The sequence below is a fragment of the Bremerella alba genome, from assembly GCF_013618625.1.
GTDB lineage: Bacteria > Planctomycetota > Planctomycetia > Pirellulales > Pirellulaceae > Bremerella > Bremerella alba.
This window is the reverse complement of record NZ_JABRWO010000011.1, coordinates 130046-148445: the sequence shown is the minus strand read 5'-3', so window position 1 is coordinate 148445 and position 18400 is coordinate 130046. Positions and strand designations below refer to the sequence as shown.

17 protein-coding genes are annotated in these 18400 nt (G+C 48.0%); 6 read left to right on the top strand and 11 right to left on the bottom strand.

Annotated features, from left to right (window positions below):
• Window positions 1–65: 65 nt before the first annotated feature.
• From HOV93_RS19105 to HOV93_RS19095, 3 genes are all read right to left on the bottom strand, one after another.
• Window positions 66–560, bottom strand: coding sequence for a hypothetical protein (locus HOV93_RS19105; RefSeq protein WP_207398136.1), 495 nt, complete (start codon window positions 558–560; stop codon window positions 66–68).
• Window positions 561–718: 158 nt separating this feature from the next.
• Window positions 719–1426: a hypothetical protein gene (locus HOV93_RS19100; RefSeq protein ID WP_207398135.1), complete on the bottom strand. Its 708-nt coding sequence runs from the start codon at window positions 1424–1426 to the stop codon at window positions 719–721.
• A 436-nt stretch (window positions 1427–1862) separates the two neighbouring features.
• On the bottom strand, window positions 1863–3692 hold the full coding sequence (locus HOV93_RS19095; protein WP_207398134.1) for a hypothetical protein: 1830 nt from the start codon (window positions 3690–3692) through the stop codon (window positions 1863–1865).
• 691 nt (window positions 3693–4383) lie between these two features.
• Between HOV93_RS19095 and HOV93_RS19090 the strand changes: the two genes are divergently transcribed.
• Window positions 4384–5265 carry a hypothetical protein gene (locus HOV93_RS19090; protein ID WP_207398133.1) on the top strand — a complete coding sequence of 294 codons (882 nt, stop codon included), beginning with the start codon at window positions 4384–4386 and terminating at the stop codon, window positions 5263–5265.
• Between the two features lie 50 nt (window positions 5266–5315).
• Here the strand turns inward: HOV93_RS19090 and HOV93_RS19085 are convergent, their stop codons facing one another.
• Window positions 5316–6317 (bottom strand): hypothetical protein, encoded by a 1002-nt coding sequence (locus tag HOV93_RS19085; protein ID WP_207398132.1) that lies wholly within the window; start codon window positions 6315–6317, stop codon window positions 5316–5318.
• A 184-nt stretch (window positions 6318–6501) separates the two neighbouring features.
• On the opposite strand from HOV93_RS19085, the gene HOV93_RS19080 reads away from it, so the two are divergent.
• From HOV93_RS19080 to HOV93_RS19070, 3 genes are all read left to right on the top strand, one after another.
• Window positions 6502–7083, top strand: a complete 582-nt coding sequence (locus HOV93_RS19080; protein ID WP_207398131.1) for a hypothetical protein — start codon at window positions 6502–6504, stop codon at window positions 7081–7083.
• 70 nt (window positions 7084–7153) lie between these two features.
• Complete coding sequence (locus tag HOV93_RS19075; protein ID WP_207398130.1) at window positions 7154–7969, top strand: DNA-methyltransferase; 816 nt, start codon at window positions 7154–7156, stop codon at window positions 7967–7969.
• Between the two features lie 151 nt (window positions 7970–8120).
• Window positions 8121–8783, top strand: a complete 663-nt coding sequence (locus HOV93_RS19070; protein ID WP_207398129.1) for a hypothetical protein — start codon at window positions 8121–8123, stop codon at window positions 8781–8783.
• Between the two features lie 86 nt (window positions 8784–8869).
• On the opposite strand, the gene HOV93_RS19065 is transcribed toward HOV93_RS19070, so the two are convergent.
• Together HOV93_RS19065 and HOV93_RS19060 are read right to left on the bottom strand one after the other, a co-directional pair.
• Complete coding sequence (locus HOV93_RS19065) at window positions 8870–9784, bottom strand: plasmid pRiA4b ORF-3 family protein (RefSeq protein WP_207398128.1); 915 nt, start codon at window positions 9782–9784, stop codon at window positions 8870–8872.
• Window positions 9785–9936: 152 nt separating this feature from the next.
• Window positions 9937–10635, bottom strand: coding sequence for a hypothetical protein (locus HOV93_RS19060; RefSeq protein ID WP_207398127.1), 699 nt, complete (start codon window positions 10633–10635; stop codon window positions 9937–9939).
• Window positions 10636–10899: 264 nt separating this feature from the next.
• Here HOV93_RS19060 and HOV93_RS19055 point away from each other — a divergent pair, with 264 nt between their 5' ends.
• Both HOV93_RS19055 and HOV93_RS19050 read left to right on the top strand, forming a co-directional pair.
• Window positions 10900–13797, top strand: a complete 2898-nt coding sequence (locus tag HOV93_RS19055; protein ID WP_207398126.1) for a TrlF family AAA-like ATPase — start codon at window positions 10900–10902, stop codon at window positions 13795–13797.
• A gap of 41 nt (window positions 13798–13838) precedes the next feature.
• Window positions 13839–14489, top strand: a complete 651-nt coding sequence (locus HOV93_RS19050; RefSeq protein ID WP_207398125.1) for a DUF2726 domain-containing protein — start codon at window positions 13839–13841, stop codon at window positions 14487–14489.
• Window positions 14490–14564: 75 nt separating this feature from the next.
• On the opposite strand, the gene HOV93_RS19045 is transcribed toward HOV93_RS19050, so the two are convergent.
• The 5 genes from HOV93_RS19045 to HOV93_RS19025 form a co-directional block, all read right to left on the bottom strand.
• Entirely contained in the window at window positions 14565–15629 is a 1065-nt protein-coding gene (locus HOV93_RS19045) for a DUF3883 domain-containing protein (RefSeq protein WP_207398124.1), read from the bottom strand.
• A 5-nt stretch (window positions 15630–15634) separates the two neighbouring features.
• Window positions 15635–16306 (bottom strand): TIGR02391 family protein, encoded by a 672-nt coding sequence (locus tag HOV93_RS19040; protein ID WP_207398123.1) that lies wholly within the window; start codon window positions 16304–16306, stop codon window positions 15635–15637.
• A 312-nt stretch (window positions 16307–16618) separates the two neighbouring features.
• Window positions 16619–17041: a hypothetical protein gene (locus tag HOV93_RS19035; RefSeq protein WP_207398122.1), complete on the bottom strand. Its 423-nt coding sequence runs from the start codon at window positions 17039–17041 to the stop codon at window positions 16619–16621.
• 28 nt (window positions 17042–17069) lie between these two features.
• Window positions 17070–17549, bottom strand: coding sequence for a hypothetical protein (locus HOV93_RS19030; protein ID WP_207398121.1), 480 nt, complete (start codon window positions 17547–17549; stop codon window positions 17070–17072).
• A 311-nt stretch (window positions 17550–17860) separates the two neighbouring features.
• Window positions 17861–18352, bottom strand: a complete 492-nt coding sequence (locus HOV93_RS19025) for a hypothetical protein (protein WP_207398120.1) — start codon at window positions 18350–18352, stop codon at window positions 17861–17863.
• Window positions 18353–18400 lie beyond the last annotated feature (48 nt).

Genomic DNA, 18400 nt, shown 5'->3' with positions numbered 1-18400 from the left:
TAAAAAAGCCCCACCCGCTTGCAGCGGGTGGGGCCTGACATCACTGGGTACCTATCGAGTTGTGCTTACGACGCCAGATTTACAAACATCTGGTCATAAAACATTTCCGCCGCTGTTTCGCACTGCTTGTATTCCTCAGTTCCGCAAATCGACCTAGACGGTGCGTTCTTCTTAGTGACGATGTGGATTGAAGCAGTGGAATGCAGTTTCTTCAGTCGATTGATTAGGCGATTCACCTTCTTGTAGTTACTCGCACCAATTCGACCCTCCCAAAGGAAAATGCAATTGAGTATTGCGTTGTAATCGACAATTACACCAGTCTTGTCGGGACGATCTCGAATCCATCCAGCCTCATACCCGCAATTGAAGGCTCTGCATGAAGCTGGTCGATCTTGGTAAATCCCACATCCTTCCGAGCATTGGTGCTCGCATCTTTGATAGTTGTTCTTCTCAATTTCCCGGACGGCCATAGCCGTGCAGCATGCCTGACAGTCGCCACAGGGACGAAGCTCATCTGGGTCAAGAATTTTAAGTTCGTAATGTTTGGCTTCCATTGCCATTTGTTATTCCTCCGTGATGTTTGATTCGCTTCAACCCTTTGGGGTTTGCCACCTTTGTTGAACCGATTTTCTGTTTGATTCGTTTGTTTTGTGCCGCCTTGAAGTACCGCTTTCGAAGTGCTCGATTGCCATAAGGAATGGTTGGACAGACATATTGATTAGCCATCGATATCTTGTCCCTGCCTAGTTGGTTTCATCCTTCGTTTCCACGTCTCCAAATAGCCAGGGGCTCGGATAAGCTTTCTGGTACCACGAATTGCATGAGTCAAGTTGTGGCACTTCTTTGTATAGACGGCCTCGCTTGTGGAAATCCTGGCCTTGTCGGAAGTAATGATTAGTTTTTCAATTGTGCGTTCTAAAGATGTGGCAATTAGATCACGGAGTGCATCGATGTCTTCCACATCAATGTGATTGCCGCTCAACTTCTTGCGTTTCCCATTGAATTGAATCCAGTCACCACGAATCGAGGCTTTCCCGACGTAGTCGCATTCGTAAGAACGCCAGTACCTGCCTTTCCCTTCAAACTCCTTCCATCGAATAACCACATTGACTTCGTTAACTTCTGCTGGTTGCGGCTTCTTGGCTTTGGCCATCGTCAGCAGTTCTTGGGTTGGTTGCTCGAATAGCTCTAAGACTTCACCAACATCGTAGTAGTCAACGCAGTTTGCGAATTTGCTGACATGATGCCATTCGCCGCTGTCACCATATTCCTTCAAAAGGCATTCGCAGCCGTACAAGGTGGATGGAATCGCACGCAATGAAAGAGCCTGTCGAAGACGCTTCTTTCCTTCCGAAATTGGAAATCGTTCTTCCTGCTCGGCGAGCAATGCATTGTCTGATTTGATCAAAACTCCGTAATGTTTCACTATTCAGTCCTTTAGTAAAGTTTGCATTTCACTTGTGTTGAATAATCCCCTCGAACAATTCAGAGGGGCAGGGGGATGCGCATGCAGGCACTGCCACGCAACGCATACGCATGCAAGCTCAGTCAACGAATGACTCAGCGTGTAGCCACAAGATTGCGGCCGGAGAATGTTCAACTGTTATTCAGTTGATAGGTTAAGAAAGTGCTGTTGGGAACCGCTCCCGGCGACTCCAAGTCGCCGCTCGCCCTCCCGCACTGAGAACCAATTTAGCAGGGACTCAAATCAAAAGGAATGCTGACATATGGTTGCTGATGTTGACCACACTTCGTGGGCATGCAAGTACCTCAGGGAAGGTCATTCATTGTGTGCAATCAGAAACCAACTTTGGCTTGATGAACTCACGCAACATCATCCTTGCAACCTTATTCGGATGACTTCAGTTCAACGAATTGGAAAGAGTTAGATGCCAATCAGGCCCTTTTGATCGAGGTGGGCCACGATAATGGCTGTTGCGAATCGTTGTTACGGGATTTTGCAGCGGAAGGTGATATAGGGAGTTATGTGTATATTCTTTTTCTACTCCCTTTCCTCCCCACTCCCTCGCACCTCCGGTGCTCAGTCGCATCGCCCTACTTGTTTCGCACAAAGACTTGATTTCTGAAAGCTTGCACGAACGTGACTCATTCGAGCAAATTGAGCGACGACTTTGTTTCATCTTCTGAGGAAAGTTTTCTCCCTTCCTCCATCGCCAAGCTTTTCCGGTACAGTGATTCTTGTCGTAGATATCGACAACGCCAATCTTTTCAAGGTGACGACGAACTACCTGGAAGTATTTCTGATTCCAACTTGGTGTATTTGGCACCAAGTCCCAGACTGCCTTGATTCGATTGATCGGAAGAGCATAATTCTCCAATGGATCATTCAAGCAGAATGCGATAACACCGACAGCGTACTCGACGAATCGACCAGGGACACGAATGTCTTTGACCACAGAGGTCATGTCCACCTCGTTAATTTGACGTTGCTTACCAGTTATTCCATTTGGAAATTGGCGACGACACCAACGACGAATTCCGGGATCAAGTGTGACTTTCTGATGACTTTTCAGGAGTGATGGGTCAAAGGTCTCTTGGATCTTATTAAGAATGTCCGTGACACGAGCACGACGATGTCTTTCATTGTCGCTCCAGTCACCGGAATAAAGGTCATTTTCCTTCAGGTAGTGCAGGGCCTCACTCACCGAAGGGAACGTCTTATTAAGTTTGAAAAACTCTCGGACAAACGGCAGAAGAGCAGACCAGTTTCGGCTAAAGGCGGATGGATCACTCTGGCCCTTAGAGTCCGTGCGAGTGACCGCCTTATTAATGCGTTGATTGGCAAGCCCGCTCCCCGCAGGGGAGCGGGCAACGACCGGCTTGCTGGGAGCGATTGACACATCGTCGTCAATCGACATGTCATCCGGCATTCCCGCACAGGAAAACCGGAGGGCAGATATCAGTGCCGGTTCGCTGTAGTTATCGCCCTGGTAGATCCAGTTGATGAAATGAAGGATGGAGTAAGACCGATAGTATTCCCAAACGGTTTCTCCAAAAACACGCTCGTCCTTCATTTTGCGAACACATCGAGGCAGAATCCCACGATCAGCGATCGAGATTTTATCTCTTCTCAATGGCAGGAAGACCGCTTTGCAGTTGTCTGGGAATACTTCAATATTCCCATTGTGGCATAGATTGCGTTCGATCAGTTCCTGTTTGATATGAGATGCGATTTTTTGAGCATCACTTAGCAAAAAATGATCGCCTGCCCGTCGAAAGCCGAAGAATTTGGTGGATCCGTTGTTTGGATTGACTTCAGCAATCCATTTGATGTGTGGGAAACAGCAAAGATAGCGGCCAATAGCGACTACAAGTTGTTGGTGACGATTTGATGAAACAGATGACGAATGTCGGTCGATATCAACGGAGATGAACGGGACCTTTTTGGTCCTTTTGTCAGCAACGATGCCTTTTCTATCACCAGTAATATGGTCTCGAAGAGGAAGCCAACGGGCATAATGCCTGGATTTAGTTGGGCAAGAGAAGCGGCGAGGGTTGGCATTTGGTGATCGGCCAACTCCATCTTCACAAGGGGGCAGTGAGAGATACTTTTCACCGTGCCCGTGATACAGCCATCGAGATAGTGCTTCGGTCTTCACTCCCTCTTTGAGGGCGGGACTTTTGGATAGTCGATTAATTGCTTTTAAAAAGCGTGTACTTGGTTTGCCCATTCATTCCTTCTCTCCACTATTATAGTAGCTTCCTTGTCTCAAAAAAATGCTGACAAAGTCGTGAGAAAGATGTGGTTTGTACTCTAAATATATTGTTCGTGTTTGCCCACGAATCCTTCAAGAGCCCGCCAGCGAAAGCTGGCGGGCTTTTCTTTTGGACTTAAAGTTCGTCTAAGAGTTAATAGTGGGAATCACTGAAGACGTCTTCAATGAAAGTAAAAAGTGGACTTCACACTTGTTGAAGCCGAACGCCTGCTGCTTTAGTTCGTAGTTTGTTAGCCGTGCGATGGTCGTTTTGCGAATTACTGGGAGAACCTCTGTTAGTATCCCCACAGAAATTTGGTCGGCTGAGATGTCTGCATTGATTTAGAATTCGAATCTCGATAGCTTGGATATCGTGCAGAATGCACATGCGTCGTCGATCTAACTGACCGGTCCTGGCTCACTCTCTGGACATTTGTGAGGCGGTACGAGAATCGGCTGCGACGGCTTTTCTCTTAGAGGCAACTATGTAAGTTGCTAACTTGCGGCGTTTCGGCCGTTCTCTTCATAGATCTTTGATTCTAAGCAAGAAAGACGGGCCGTATCAGGGTTCGGATTCACGGGACGAATAATCAATATTTGTTCACTGCGATGTTCGAACTTGCTCGCCCAAGAAAGAAAGCTATGAAGGTAAAAGCTATGGTGAAAAATGGATTTTTGGAATTTTGAAACAGAAAAGGGATTTGCTAAATGCAATGAGGCTGAATTGGAGGAGTGGATTGACGCAATGAGTACCAGCATTTCTCAGGCAAGTCAGTCTCGATCTGAATGGAAGTGGGTTCAGGCAAAGAGACCGTATTATGACTTGTACCCGGCAATAATCCCGCTACTTGAAAAGGTTGATCTGTCAGACGTGCCTTCGGATCAGGTTGCTCCGCAATTGCCTCAACTCGTCATCCGATTTCCAAAGGTGGACCACCCACTCTTCTTTGAATACCAAGGCAAAGTTTATCACATGCGAAGTATCTTCTTTGCTCAAGCAATCAACCAGAGGCCCCCAGTTGTTCAGTTCTCAATAGACTACGGTGAAACGGACCCACAAGGACGAACGGTCACGCTTTGCAGACATTGGAGTAAGAGAGAGGGCTCGTCCCTTCAATCGGTACAGGAGGCCATCGAGCCTAAATCGAATGGAGGCGTGGACGTTCCACCAGACTTTCTGATGAGAGTTGCCAAGGTATTGGCATCCATCTGCATGCTTGCAAATGATCCTGAGTTGATTCAGTCAGACGTTCTCGCCAGTGACCGAACTCGCTTTGCGGAAACTGGAGACAATAAGTATGTAGAGCGTGCTCATCGCCGGGGAAAACGGGCGTGGACGATCGGAAAAACGATTGAAAAAATACCTCACTATAGAAGATCTCATTTGGCCAAGTTTTGGATAGGTCCGGGGCGAGTGACTCCAATTTTGAGGCTTCGGAAGGGAGGGATCGTATGCCGTGAGAAGGTTCTTGAGGTTCCAACAGGATACCTAGATGGTCAGTTCTCCGAAGTTAAGGCAGTTGGACTGAATTTGAACTCACGAGCTTAATCCTCGACAGAATTCCATTTGGAAAATCATCAACACAACTTATCGAGTTGTCAGGCCCATAAATCCCCAATCAATATTCGACGGTCACCAGCTTCATTCGGAAGAGAAATATTGATCCTCCTGGTGGCCCAGAGTCCTAACAAGAAGAAGTGGTTTGCAATTTCTGGGTGGTTGCGAAACTTTGCCGCCGCACTATCTTCTGGTTCGACTGAGTGAAGCTGACGCAGGATCTTTGGCAAGTCGCTCGTCTTCGACGTCGAATAGGCGAGTTCGACTAGATCGTGAAGAGTCGATTGGACTGTGTATGACTTGGTGAGTGAGATGATGGCGTGGTAACGATACCACGCTCCAAGAGACAAGAGCCAATCGGTGACATCTTGGTCATCACGAAAAAGTCTCCAAAGGGCGGGATGTTGCTGGGAATGTTGATGAGAGATTCGGTTTAGCTCGTTTTTTGCTTTGTCATTTGAAAGAACTCCAATATTGGCATAGCTAGACGCACTACGTTTTTTGATTTCCGACTTGCGGATACTGGGCACCATTGGTTCTCGAAGAGGTCGCTCTAGCCGAAATCGATCATCACGAAATGAGAATTGCGTTCGATGAAATGATTTCTCGGGCTCGTTTAATCCATCAATAAAATATTTCAGGATAGCCAATCGCCGTCGTCTTGAACGCTGTGACGTAACGTCCGCAATCCAGGCTCGAACTTCTTGCAGATTTTCTAGCTCTACTGTGAACTGATATGAAGACAATGGCGGAGACGAATGATAGAGCGAAATGGCGTGCTTTTTTAGGAAGTCCCAAACGACGAGATCTTTTTGGGTCAACCGGATGATTATGTCGTCATCTTCGATCCATCGTTCGTTAAAGCGAAGTTTCTCTGGAAAGACTTGCTTCCGTTTCTTGCCGTTCAGTTTTCGATGGCGCACAACTTTACAGAGGTTTCGAGTGACTTCGATTCCTCTCTCGGCCAGTTGCTCCTGAAGCTCTTTGGGGGATAGGTCTGGCTTCTCGCTTAGAAGCTTCCTGATGTGGGCGGAATTCTCCAAGTTCTTTTCTTCAAACCCAAAGGTTACAGGGCGGTTACACTGTCAGTGCGATGGTACCTCCTCAGGCAGTGGTTCGCAACAAACTGTCGGTTACAGACCGGTTAAATAGACCAGTCCACTGTACCTTGTTTGCCGAGCGAAACGTTAATCGCCACATTCACAAACCCTTTGTCTGGAGTGAGTTATGTCTGATTTGAAGAAGCTTGAAGCAACAATTCGCCGTGGCCAGAAGGCATTCTTTGATGCAGCACGGGCGTTATTGGAAATTGAGCGTCGCAAGCTTTGGCAACCGCAGTTTGCCAGCATTGTAGAATACGCTGCCGCCCGATTCGACTTCTCAGGATGCGACGTTTCTCGTTACCGAAATGCAGGTCTCGTCCTCGAAAACTTGGCTGACTTTGAACAGTTGCCAAGTAACGAGGCTCAATGTCGGGCTCTGGCCTGCCTGAAGCACAAAGAGCCGCAGGTCAAAGTTTGGCAGGCTCTCTTGGAGTCGGGTGACAGTATCAGCGCCAGAACGATCGAGGAAACCGCTCAGCGACTGCTCAACGACGAAGAAGACGATGAACAACCAGTCGAAGTTGAAGAAGCTCGAACGGCGATCCACGAAGTCGTCACAGCAGTCAAGTTCCTTCAAGCCGCTAAGGATCGAGTCCAGTCATTGGACGAAGTTGGACGCACCTCGTTGATCAAGCAAATTGAGATCGTCGAGGCTGAGATCGTGCAACTGCGAGAAAGCTTGTTGCCAGTCTCGATCGCTGCCTAGTTGTTTCTACGTTTTGCAAAGCCGCCCCGCCGCTTGGCGGGGCGGCTCTTTTTATTCCCAGGAGCCAGAAATGAACATCCACGAAAAACTACCGAGAAACCAAGTCATTAACACCGACAATCGAAAGGGACTCAAATCACTTCCCGATGATTCCATTCCGCTCACGGTGACATCACCTCCTTGGGATGATGTGCGTATCTACGGCGATGGAACATTGACGCCCTGGAATGCCAATGTCTTCCGAGAGGTGGCAGATCAGCTTTGGCGTGTCACGGCACAGGGGGGCGTCGTCTGTTGGCACGTCGGAGAACAGATCCAGAACGGTTCCGAGAGTGGAACGTCTTCCGAACAGCGACTTTACTTTCGAGACCTGGGTTTTCGCCTATGGCAGACTTTGATCGTCGAGACGATGGCTGGGCATACCCACGGGAATCGATACGGATCGATGATTCAATACATCTTCGTTCTTGCGAAAGGTCCACCAAAGACAGTTCATTTATTGAGAGATCGACCAAACAAGCACGCCGGTGAAGTTAAAGGCTTCAATAAGCGACGACGTGACGGCAGCTTTTTCACAACGACTCAGACCGTCATTGCTGAATACGGCATCCGAGGTTCGGTGTGGAAGTATCACCCTCGAAAGCAAGAGGACGATGAGGCCCGCCGCCACCCGGCCCCAATGGATGAAACAATTAGCCGAGATTTGATTCGCAGCTTTTCCAACCCCGGAGATTTGGTCCTCGATCCGTTTGCGGGATCAGGGACAACGCTTAAATGGGTGATGACGATGGGAAGGTATTACCTTGGATTTGAGGCCGTCGAACAATATTTCCAATTGGCAAAGAGACGACTGGAGAGGTATCGGGTTGGGATGGAACTGTCCTGACGAGATCTACTTCAGCGACCCTGAGGTGATCTAGTGAATGGCGTAATCACCAATTCATTTTGAGGTTCGATCTCCGGTCCGTGGCGTCGGATCATCGATGCCTGGAAGAAACGCTACTTTAAAACGTACCCTGGAAACAATGGAAAGAAATATGAACATTAAAGAACTTGCAAGCCAACTCCGCAAACGCTTAGAGGTTGCTGGCCATCTCTCATCTAATATGGTCAAAAACCTGTCCGACGAGGACGTCATCCGTGCGTATACGACATGCAACGAGTGCCAAAAGCAACAGTTGGACGCCAATAGTCTGGAGCAGGCAGTTGCCTCGATGGAGGATATTGCTGAATTCCTTGATCTCGCTCATCAACTTCAGCGCCATTGCAGGACCCAGTCAGCGAAAAAGAGGAATCGCAAAAAGCAATATCGAAAACGGCAACGACCGTCCCGTTACAAGTCACCGACACTCACAAATTCAAAGAGCACAACTATTTGGGACGCAGCGAACGAGTGGGCGGAGGTCAATTTTCCACGCCTCAATGGCAAATGTTTGACCTCTGATGAACTCACAACGTTGATGACGTCGCTTCATGCCAAGTGGACTGGGCAAAGCTCACAAAAGTATCTTTTTCTGTGGTCGCCTACGTCGTCCGTTCCTCTATTTGAAGTTGGGGGTGGAGTTTTCAGGATGGTAACTGCTCAGACCAAACTGCTCACGATCTCGACGGATGGTGGAATGATCTTTGGCGTCGATGCAATGAGAGGGCAAGTTGAGCCGCTGGTTGTCGTTGCTTCCAGTGGATGGGAAAGCAACTGACTAACACTAGGTGGGCTGTCGGTTTTTAGCAGATGGTTGGGAGCAGTACCGGCCATGCCTCCCCGGCGTCAGCCGGGGAGGCTTTTCTACCGATCCCGCCAATTCGGAAGTCCCTTCTTCATCTCTTTAGTCGCCTTCTTGGAATCAAATTTGTCGGGATCGAATGGCCCGTTCCATTCCATGTACTCCTCATGAAGTTCATGTTGCGAATCTGCCAAAGCTTCCAGGTAGTCCGCATAGCCCCACACTCCACCGATGTCCTCAGGCGGACAAGCTCTTTCGCCCTCCAGGCAGAGTGGATATTTCTTTCCTTTTTCCGATAGTGGGCTACCTTCGTAAAGAACTTCGTGCTCCCAGCCATCCCCGAAGTCGTAATCGTACTTGAAGCGGAATGGCTTGCCGGTCTTGGGAAGAATCTCGCTCATCATCGTCGCTGTGGAGTCGATGCAATCGAGATCATCCATTAGACCTGGATCACCATACCTCTTCTCCTTGATCACAAACTGATGGAGATGGCTGTTGGTCCAACCCATTGCCGTTTGGATATGCTCGTGCAATTTATCGAGCGTGCAATCCTGAACCTGAATTCTTCGCCAGATCAATGGCTTAACGCCTAGAAGCGTGATCTTGAATTGGTAGAGAATGCCCGGATTTACCTTCGTCTTACGCTGCGGATTCCGTGCGTCCCTAATCTTCAAAGTCAGCGGCGGTTCTTCGTCCATGTACTTGTCGAGGACATCCTGAACTCTCTCGAACACGGCGTCGAGCTTCTTTTGTTTCTTCTTGTCCTCACAATGATTGGCCTCGGAAGCGATGTAGCCACCGAAGTCCTCCAAATCGTCGAGATACATCATTACCGGCTTGCCGGAAGGTGTTTCTCGAATGATTTGCTCGTAATCCTGATCGAGGCACATCAACTCGTCGAGAATGAGTTTCCGCTCAGCAGCGGTCAATTTGAGTGGAACCTCTTCGCTGTGTTGAATCTTCTTCTTGGGGGACATGCGAGGCTCCATTCAATGATGAAGGTGGTCAAGTAAATTCATCTGAGTTTCACGAGCTACAAGCGATCGCAGGACGATTTATTTAGAGGTACAAGTGATCAACATGCCAACGGACGGGAATCGTCCACGTCTGTCGATGATCCGGCAAGAATTTAGAAAATATAGCCGTGCGGGCCTAAAGCAATCGTTTCCTCTTGCGTTGCGAAGTTGAATCGTCCTTTATGAAATGTGTCAGTGAAACGAAATATTGACTCTTGCGCCAAGCCACTGAATGTGTGGAACGTGATCGTGACGATGTCTCCTTGTTCGCTATACGTCGGCCCCCAGGTCTCTGGTCGATCTGCATTCCATGTCCATTCGTCAGCCTTCCCCGAGGCCAGAGCTTGCCGTTTGCGACGGTCCTTTGCGTCTGGATCACATTGCCACGGATCGGTACCCAGAAGGGAATGAGTGGACCATTGGCAACCATGCCACATAGCGCCAAACTCTGATGCTTCCCTCGAAAATATCGATGCAGAGAAATACGACCAGGGTGTGTCGTCTCCCTCGATCGCATCCATTAGCTGATCGAGAGATTGTGGGGGTTTTGGCGGACGTAGGAATCGCCCTACTTGAGTCGGGCAATCTTCTGGCTGAGGAAAATCGGCATCGATTGGCATCGCCCATACGAAGCCGTTTCCATTTCCACCTTCTTTGAATTGGTATGCACGCAAAATGTAACCACTTTTGATCTGTAGAGCAGGAAAACATGCCAACATCTTCATGGGATCGGCAATGCTTTGACTCCAGCCATTTGGATTGTTGTCGTTGTCGGCGGAAGCTCTAGCGGCTGTCTCACGAATTGAATTCATTCTAGAAACATCGAGGACGGTCATAGGGTTCACGTAGTTGACGCCTGAGGAGGCATGATGAAAGAACGCTTAGGGGAGTTGGGCGTTTGAGTGTTGGAGCCCTGGGCGTCTTGATTTCCTACAAGAGTTCCAGCTTTAGGGTACCAGAGTTGTAGCAAGGTTATTTCTATAGTCCGGGTGGATCTATTTACCTCCACAGGCTGGATTTATCATATCAGACTTTGTAGATTCTTAGAAAACTCGCCCCTCTAGTCGAGAGTTCTCATGAGAAATGACCCCCGTGGATCTTGCTGGACGCAGTGGGACCTGCATTTCCATACGCCAGCATCGTTCGACTATAAGAACAAGTCGATAACCAATCAGCAAATCGTTGAGAATCTGATTTCTGCGGGTATCGAGGCCGTCGCAGTAACTGATCATCATCGGATGGATGTTGAGCGGATCGAAGAACTTCAAAGCTTAGCCGAAGGAAAGATAACAGTCTTTCCGGGTATAGAGTTTCGCTCGGAACTTGGGGGAAAAGATAGTGTTCATTTCATTGGAATCTTTCCTGAGGACTGCAATGTCAGCCACATATGGACCACATTGATGGGGCGATTGGGCGTGACATATGAAGATATTGCTCGAAAAGGTGGAGATGAAGCGATCTATGTTGATTTTAAAAACGGAGCCGAATGCATCAAAGAGTTGGGTGGTTTGATCTCGGTTCATGCTGGTCGAAAGTCCAATAGCATTGAAGAAATTGGAAATGCACAAGCGTTCAAGCGAGCGTTAAAGTCCGACATGCTCTTAGACTTTGTGGACATGGTTGAAGTGGGGGCAGTGCGAGACGAAGAATCCTATCGGGAAATTGTTTTTCCTGCTATTAAGAAACATTTGCCGATTGTGATCGGCTCCGATAATCATGACGTCCTTAATTACTCTCGGAAGGCTCCATGTTGGATCAAAGCCAACTGCACTTTTGACGGCTTAAAACATGTTCTTCATGAGCCAGAAGAAAGAGTGTTTTTGGGCGACATCCCTCCATCTGTTGCCAAGCTAAAGGGTGGCGATAGAACAAAGTACATTCGCTCAATTGCAATTTCTAAGCTCCCGGACTCGACGTTACCGGAGATATGGTTTGACTGCGAAGTGCCTTTGAATTCCGGCCTCGTTGCCATCATCGGAAATAAAGGAAGTGGGAAGAGTGCCCTCGCAGATGTAATGGGACTATTGGGCGATTCAAAAAATGGAAAAACGTTCTCGTTTCTTCACCGAGATCGATTCTGCCAACCCAAGAACAACAGAGGGCAGCACTACGAATCAACAATGACGTGGGAGAGTGGCGGGACCGCAAAACGCAAGCTTCACGAAAGTGTAGCAGACGGCACACGAGAATCTGTTCGTTACTTACCACAGGCTCATCTCGAAAGCGTATGCAATGATCTTTCAAATCCAGATACAGGAAGTTTTTCCGTTGAACTCAAGTCGGTAATTTTCTCACATGTTAAGCGAGAGGATCGCCTGGAAAAGGCAAGCCTTGATGAACTAATTGCGTATAAAACGCAAGAGACAAACGAGGCAATATCTCTTTGTAAGTCGGATCTCAGGTTGAGAGTTGCTGAACTAGTTGGAATTGAGAAGCAGCTTTCTCCTGTTCACAGAAAATCACTTGAAGAGCAGTTGGCGGCGAAGAAGCGAGAACTTGTTGCACATGATGAAGCGAAGCCTAAGAGTGTGCAGAAGCCTGATGATGGTACTCCTGAAACTCAATCAAAGACAGAAGAGGTGGAGCGTAAGATAGAAGCTGGCCAACTTAAAATTGGCAATATCGATAAAGAGATCAGTCGCCTCAAAGCGGACAAAAACGAGCATGCAAAAAATGTCGCTGCGGCAAACAGGTTACTCGGACGAATTGAGAACTTCGAAAAGCAGATTCAAAAGTTTCGCATAGACTCGGAAGAGGATTGTTTGCAGCTTTCCTTGAAGGCCGAAGACCTTATTTCGATTGCAATTAAGTCTAAGGACATTGAGGCTAAGAAGGCAGTTTCTGAGTCGAAAATAGCAGAGATCGAACGCAAGTTGGCTCCTGACGATCCGAAAGCACTGACAGCGGCATTGGCAGAAGCGTCTAAAGAAGTCGATGCACTTCGCACTGAACTTGATCAACCAAACAAGGAATACCAGCAATACTTAAAGGACCTTGGCGAATGGGAGAAGCTCCGAAAATCAATCATCGGTTCAAAAGATGAGCCAGGTACGGTTGAGTATCTGAACGAGCAAATGTCGGCGTTAAGCTCCTTGCCCGATCACGTCGAAAATAAGATCAACAAGTGTATTGAAATTGCACTTCAAATCTATGGCCACATCGAATCCCTTGCGGACGAGTACAAAAAACTCTACCAACCGGTCCAGCAGTTCATTGAGCAACACCCATTGGCTGAGGATCATTTCGAGTTGAGATTCGAAGCATCAATAGTTGAGCGTGGATTCGTGGAAGGGCTCTTGAAGCTTATACATCAGTCCCGAAAAGGTACGTTCAACGGATCAGACGACGGTCGGAGACGTGCGCATCATCTTGCAGAGTCGGCAGACCTGAAGAATTTGAATGGGGTAAGAGAATTTCTTGAGGGAATAGTTTACAGCTTGAGAAACGATGTTCGCTCTGACACTCCTGCCCCTGTTAGCGTTCTTGATCAATTGAGGTCTACCGCATCCCCTGAATCTTTATACGAATTCGTCTTTGGGCTTTCTTATCTAAATCCGTTTTATACCCTGAGTTGGAATGGGAAAGAGATAGGACAACTGTCTCCTGGCGAACGTGGGACGTTGCTTTTGGTCTTCTACCTACTCATCGACAAAGACGATATTCCATTGATAATCGATCAGCCTGAAGAGAACCTAGATAATCAGACGGTTTTCAATGTCTTGGTTCCGAGTCTGCAAGAGGCAAAAAAGCGGCGACAAATTATCATTGTGACCCACAACCCAAACCTCGCCGTAGTTTGTGATGCTGACCAGGTAGTTCATTCCGCTCTAGATAAGAACGACGGCAACCGAATTTCATACATGTCGGGTGCCATAGAGAACCAGCAGATCAACCAGCATCTCGTTGACATCCTGGAGGGAACGTGGCCCGCATTTGAAAATCGAAAGAAGAAATATCGTGAGGCAACGACCTGAGACAAAATGGCTGCGCAATTCATCTGGGATAGTTGTAGTAAATGACCAACTCCGAGCCCCAAGGATGTCTGCTGGCGATCCTGCAACTTTTTGGCATAAGTTCCGGCAGTAAGTCTGATGAGCACGAGCGTCCTTATCGCCTTCGAGACGACTTCCTGTCGGCAGCCGAACTATCTTTTTACAGAGTGCTTCAATCTGCCCTGGGAGATCAAGCCACGATCTCTCCCAAGGTTAACCTTGCCGATATTTTCTTTGTCGCTAGGCCCAATGAAAATCAAGGTTATCGAAACAAGATAGATCGCAAGCATGTCGATTTTCTCATCTGCGATCCGACATCAATGAAGCCACTGTGCGGAATCGAACTGGATGATTCTAGCCATGCTAGGCAGGATCGAAAGACTCGGGACGAGTTTGTCGATCGGGTGTTCGACGTGGCAGGTCTTCCTATGGTTCGAATACCGGCGAACCGTGGCTACAGCCCGCAGGAGCTTTTGCGTTTGGTTGGACCACGTCTTGCACCTGTCGAAACAGGAGGTAAAAACACGGAGGAAATCGTTCCAGCCGTTGTGCCTAGTTGCCCGAAATGTGACGTGCCAATGGTCGAACGCAAGGCTACCAAGGGAAGAAATGCAGGACAAACATTCTATGGATGCCCGAATTATCCGAGATGTCGGCAGGTGGTGAATCAATAGAGTAGAGAGGGCGCTCGTCTCAGGAGATGACAGTTTTTCCAAGTGATCTCGAACGTTGCAAATTCAAGACTTTTGTCAGTCAGTTGAAATATCGTACTTAAACGAAATTGGCGTTAGTGCCGTTTGATCTATAATCCACGGCTGGATGATAACTTCTTCACCGTGTTCCAAGGTTGCGCCGTCACTTGACACCTGAATTGAGTGAAAAATAAAGAGAGCCATCTGCTTTGGATGCTGGCCAGCAAACTCAACTTCTGCGTTCGTCAAAAATACACCTCTTCCGTCAGTCTGTGTGCCTTTGACTTCAATGAATAGAGTTTCCTGATGGCGAGTGCATTTCAGGTCATAAGGATGATTCTTCGAGTGATCCTCGACATCGTATCCCTGTGATCCATAATGCTCGATTGCCGCTCTCATTGAATAGTCTTCAATCTTCCTCCGAAGCAAACTGTCGAGCAAAAAACCTTGACTTTTGGCATGGGCTATTTCGATTTCCTCGGAGAGAGTGCTGTCAAGCGTATTTGGGAGTGAGGAAAGCTCTTTCGATTGATAGGTTTCTTCTCCGCTTGATACTCTTAGCTGTTCTGAAATCTCATCGAAGTACCGTTTTTCAATCTTAAAGAATACTCTTTGGATCTCGTTTACGGGGATAAATAGATCGTCAGGCCACGGAACACCCTTAGCTGAGCAGTACAGCCACTTCTCGACATCGATGCGTTGTGCGTGCCTTTTAAGTGGATCGTCTGATCGCCGCCACGAGTCATTGAAATCTTCGTAGAACACTGAAGCGTCCTTGTAGTGAACTACACCGGAAGTGTATTCGTGAGATAGTTTGGCTGAGACGTAATCCGAAATGGTGGAAACATGGTTTTCTGAGGTAGCAGGCCTTCTCGGAAAACGAATTTTTCCGATAGCAAAAAACGAATGTTTGGTTCTACTACGTTTTTGTGGAAGATATGCGATGAGCCAATCGCCATGCTGAATCTTCGGTAGCCTATTCCAGTTTTGTGTCGTTGTGTACTTCTCAAATTCATTGCCATTGCTGTCCTCGTATTGATACTGCATCATCCAAAGATCATGAGTGATCCCGTACGATAGGCACTCCTCAGAATAGAAATTTGCACACCAGTACTGAGTCATGTGCTCTAAACTCCTTGGGGTGAGACTGGGCCGGGAACCAAGACCGCCTCATCAAGTCTGCGGTGAATGTACGAAAGCATTGTGAGGGCATCCATTGCGTCGGTCCGATTTACGGCCCAATGAATCCTAGGTGAATGTGCTGTCACATTGCGAAACGTCCCAAAGACTCCCTTAAGAAGATGAGCGAAACCCTTCTGTTCAGACTGTTCGGATGCCGTCTGAAGAGTGTTGAGAGCAAGCCTTGGAGAATTAATAGGAAACACTTGGTCCACCAAACCACTCCCATCGGCTTCAATGCCTGTACGATCTCGAATCTTTTGAGCGGCACTTTTGGTGGCTTCGAGAACGCAGTGAAAATAATTGTCTTGCAATAATTCAGCACTACAGAACGCTAGGACATCGGGATGAACCGCACGATGTTGTAGCTCAGATCGAAGCTCGTTAGCCCTTTCTTGAGCTTCGGAGATTATAGAAGCGGCTGAAATTGGGACTGGCTGAGCCTTTTCGTTAATTGAAAGCCCAATGAATGCAAGTTGGTAATTTATTGACGCTCGGAACGCTTCAAACTCTGAAATACGGTCAGCAAAACGTGATGGATGAATCAACGCACAGAGAAATGCGATGACGTTGTTGCCGCAGGAATCACGTTTTTGCCTAGTGGAAAGTGCAAACAGCATCCGTTCCCACTTTGGCGTACCGCCGCATTCCTCTATACCACACTGAGAAAACAGTCGGCCTAGCTCCTTATGCGTAGCTGCATCTGCAACGTCTCGACAAGTCGTTTCAAGGGAACTTTCTGGAAGTTGTGGTAATGCTGCCATCTCAAGTTACTGCGATCTGCTTATCAAGCTACTTGGTGGGAGTGAAAAGAACAAAGAACACTTATCGATCTTTGGTACAGCAATACTCATGACGCATCACGAGCGACTACTTCTGTCATTGTGGGTCAATCCAAGTCTTAGTGCGTTGGGCCGATCTTGAAGCCAAAGTTAATGAACGATCCCCAAATGCTCCTCAGCGCACGATTGGCATACCTCATCACTGTGCATGTGTTCGGGCGGCTTGGTTTCACCACATCGCTCACAGGTGCGATATCTGCTCAGACGTTTCCGCCTCGCTGAATCGATCAATTCGTCGAGCCGCAGTTGTAGCCGATCTGCTGACAATTCGTACCAATTCAGAATTGCGTATTCTTCCGGGACCATGACGGGCGTATACGGCGTTTCCCACTCAACTGCAAACACGGAAACAATGATCGACTGGTCGATGATATGAACAACGACTTCTCCCGGATCACCTCCCACAAAGACCTGACTGTTCGCTCCCAGTTGGTGAATCGGGACTGGTTCAGGCAGACGTGCCTGAAGGTAGTCGATCAGTGATTGTTTGTCTGGAGCGTTTTCAGGTGGCATTTTCATTATGCGGGCAAAGGATGCATCTTCAGTCGAGAGTCGATACTGCCTTCTCAAACTCTTGCAATAGTCCTGCTCGTTTCGTTCCGAACGCTTCAGGGTACTCAATTGCCCTAGTGCAGGCGACGTAAAAGCTTGCTCTTCCCTGTACATCGGTCGGGAACTCATCTGCCCCACATAGGAGGACTGCATAGGCATCGTAGCCTTTTGCTGATGCAACTGTTGAAATCGACAACCAGCCTCGCTGATGGAGTAAGTCATCCTTTTTGGCCTTCGCTACATGAATTCCCTCGACAGATGGAATCCGAGCTTCTTCAATCGCCCGCACCAGCTTGTCAATCTGATTTCGGTAATATACTAGAAGATGAATGTCTTCCGGGCGAACCTGCTGATCTTCGATTAGATAACGAAGCCGATTAGTGATTTCATCTCGCAGCTTGTTTCTACTCGGAAGCACGTTGACCTTGGGCTTCAAGCCATCACGTTTGGCAAATCCGATCCTCCACATGTCGTCGTCTCGTCGAAGAAGACCTTTCTCTTCTAGCGTGGCAATATCCCCAAATATTTTGGTCGGCCCCTTAGTCTTTTCATCTGCGAATGAAGCATAGAGAACATTGAACGCAGGTTGCTGAAGTCGATCTTCCGACCTTTCATGGCTGGATGTATCTGGGGCATGAAATGCCCGAAGATGCACTGGACAAGCTGCGGAACCAATTCACGAATATTCGGTGATACAAACACGCTTGATTGCGATGTTCCCATAGGAAGAGCGGCGAAATTCATGGCACCAATATTTCGTTGACAAGTCGAGAGTGATGGTCAGTGCAAGTTGAGTAACGTCAACTCTTCCTCAAGTGCATCCAGATAACGAATAGTGCGGCCCTTGATTTGAAGGCCATTAGTCCTGCATTGCTCGAAAAAGTCAACGGAGTGCCGAAGAATCGCCTCGCCGTGTCTGACGAGATCGTCGGCTTTAGGGCGGTGAACCGAACGTGAGGTACGTTCGTGTGTCAGGTGGGCGACGTATTTATTCACGGAATCGACAAACGAACGAGAGAGGGTTGGTGCCTGACATAATCCAGCCGCTTCAAATTGCTTTACGGAGATGTCATCCTGTTTGGGATCATCGATGAAGAACATTAACAACGATCTCAACTTGGTTAGTCCGGCAGCCTTGGCGACTTCCTTGGGATCATAGAGGCCGTTCCCCATGGACTCTGACCATGGCGTTTGTTGATAGCGAACCGACATCGCAAGCAAAAGAGAATCGTAGGCAACGTGGCGAATTGCTGACGAGAGTTTGGTGGACATCTATGGATTCCTGCTGAGCGTGGCAAAGACTATTTTCCAGTGACACTC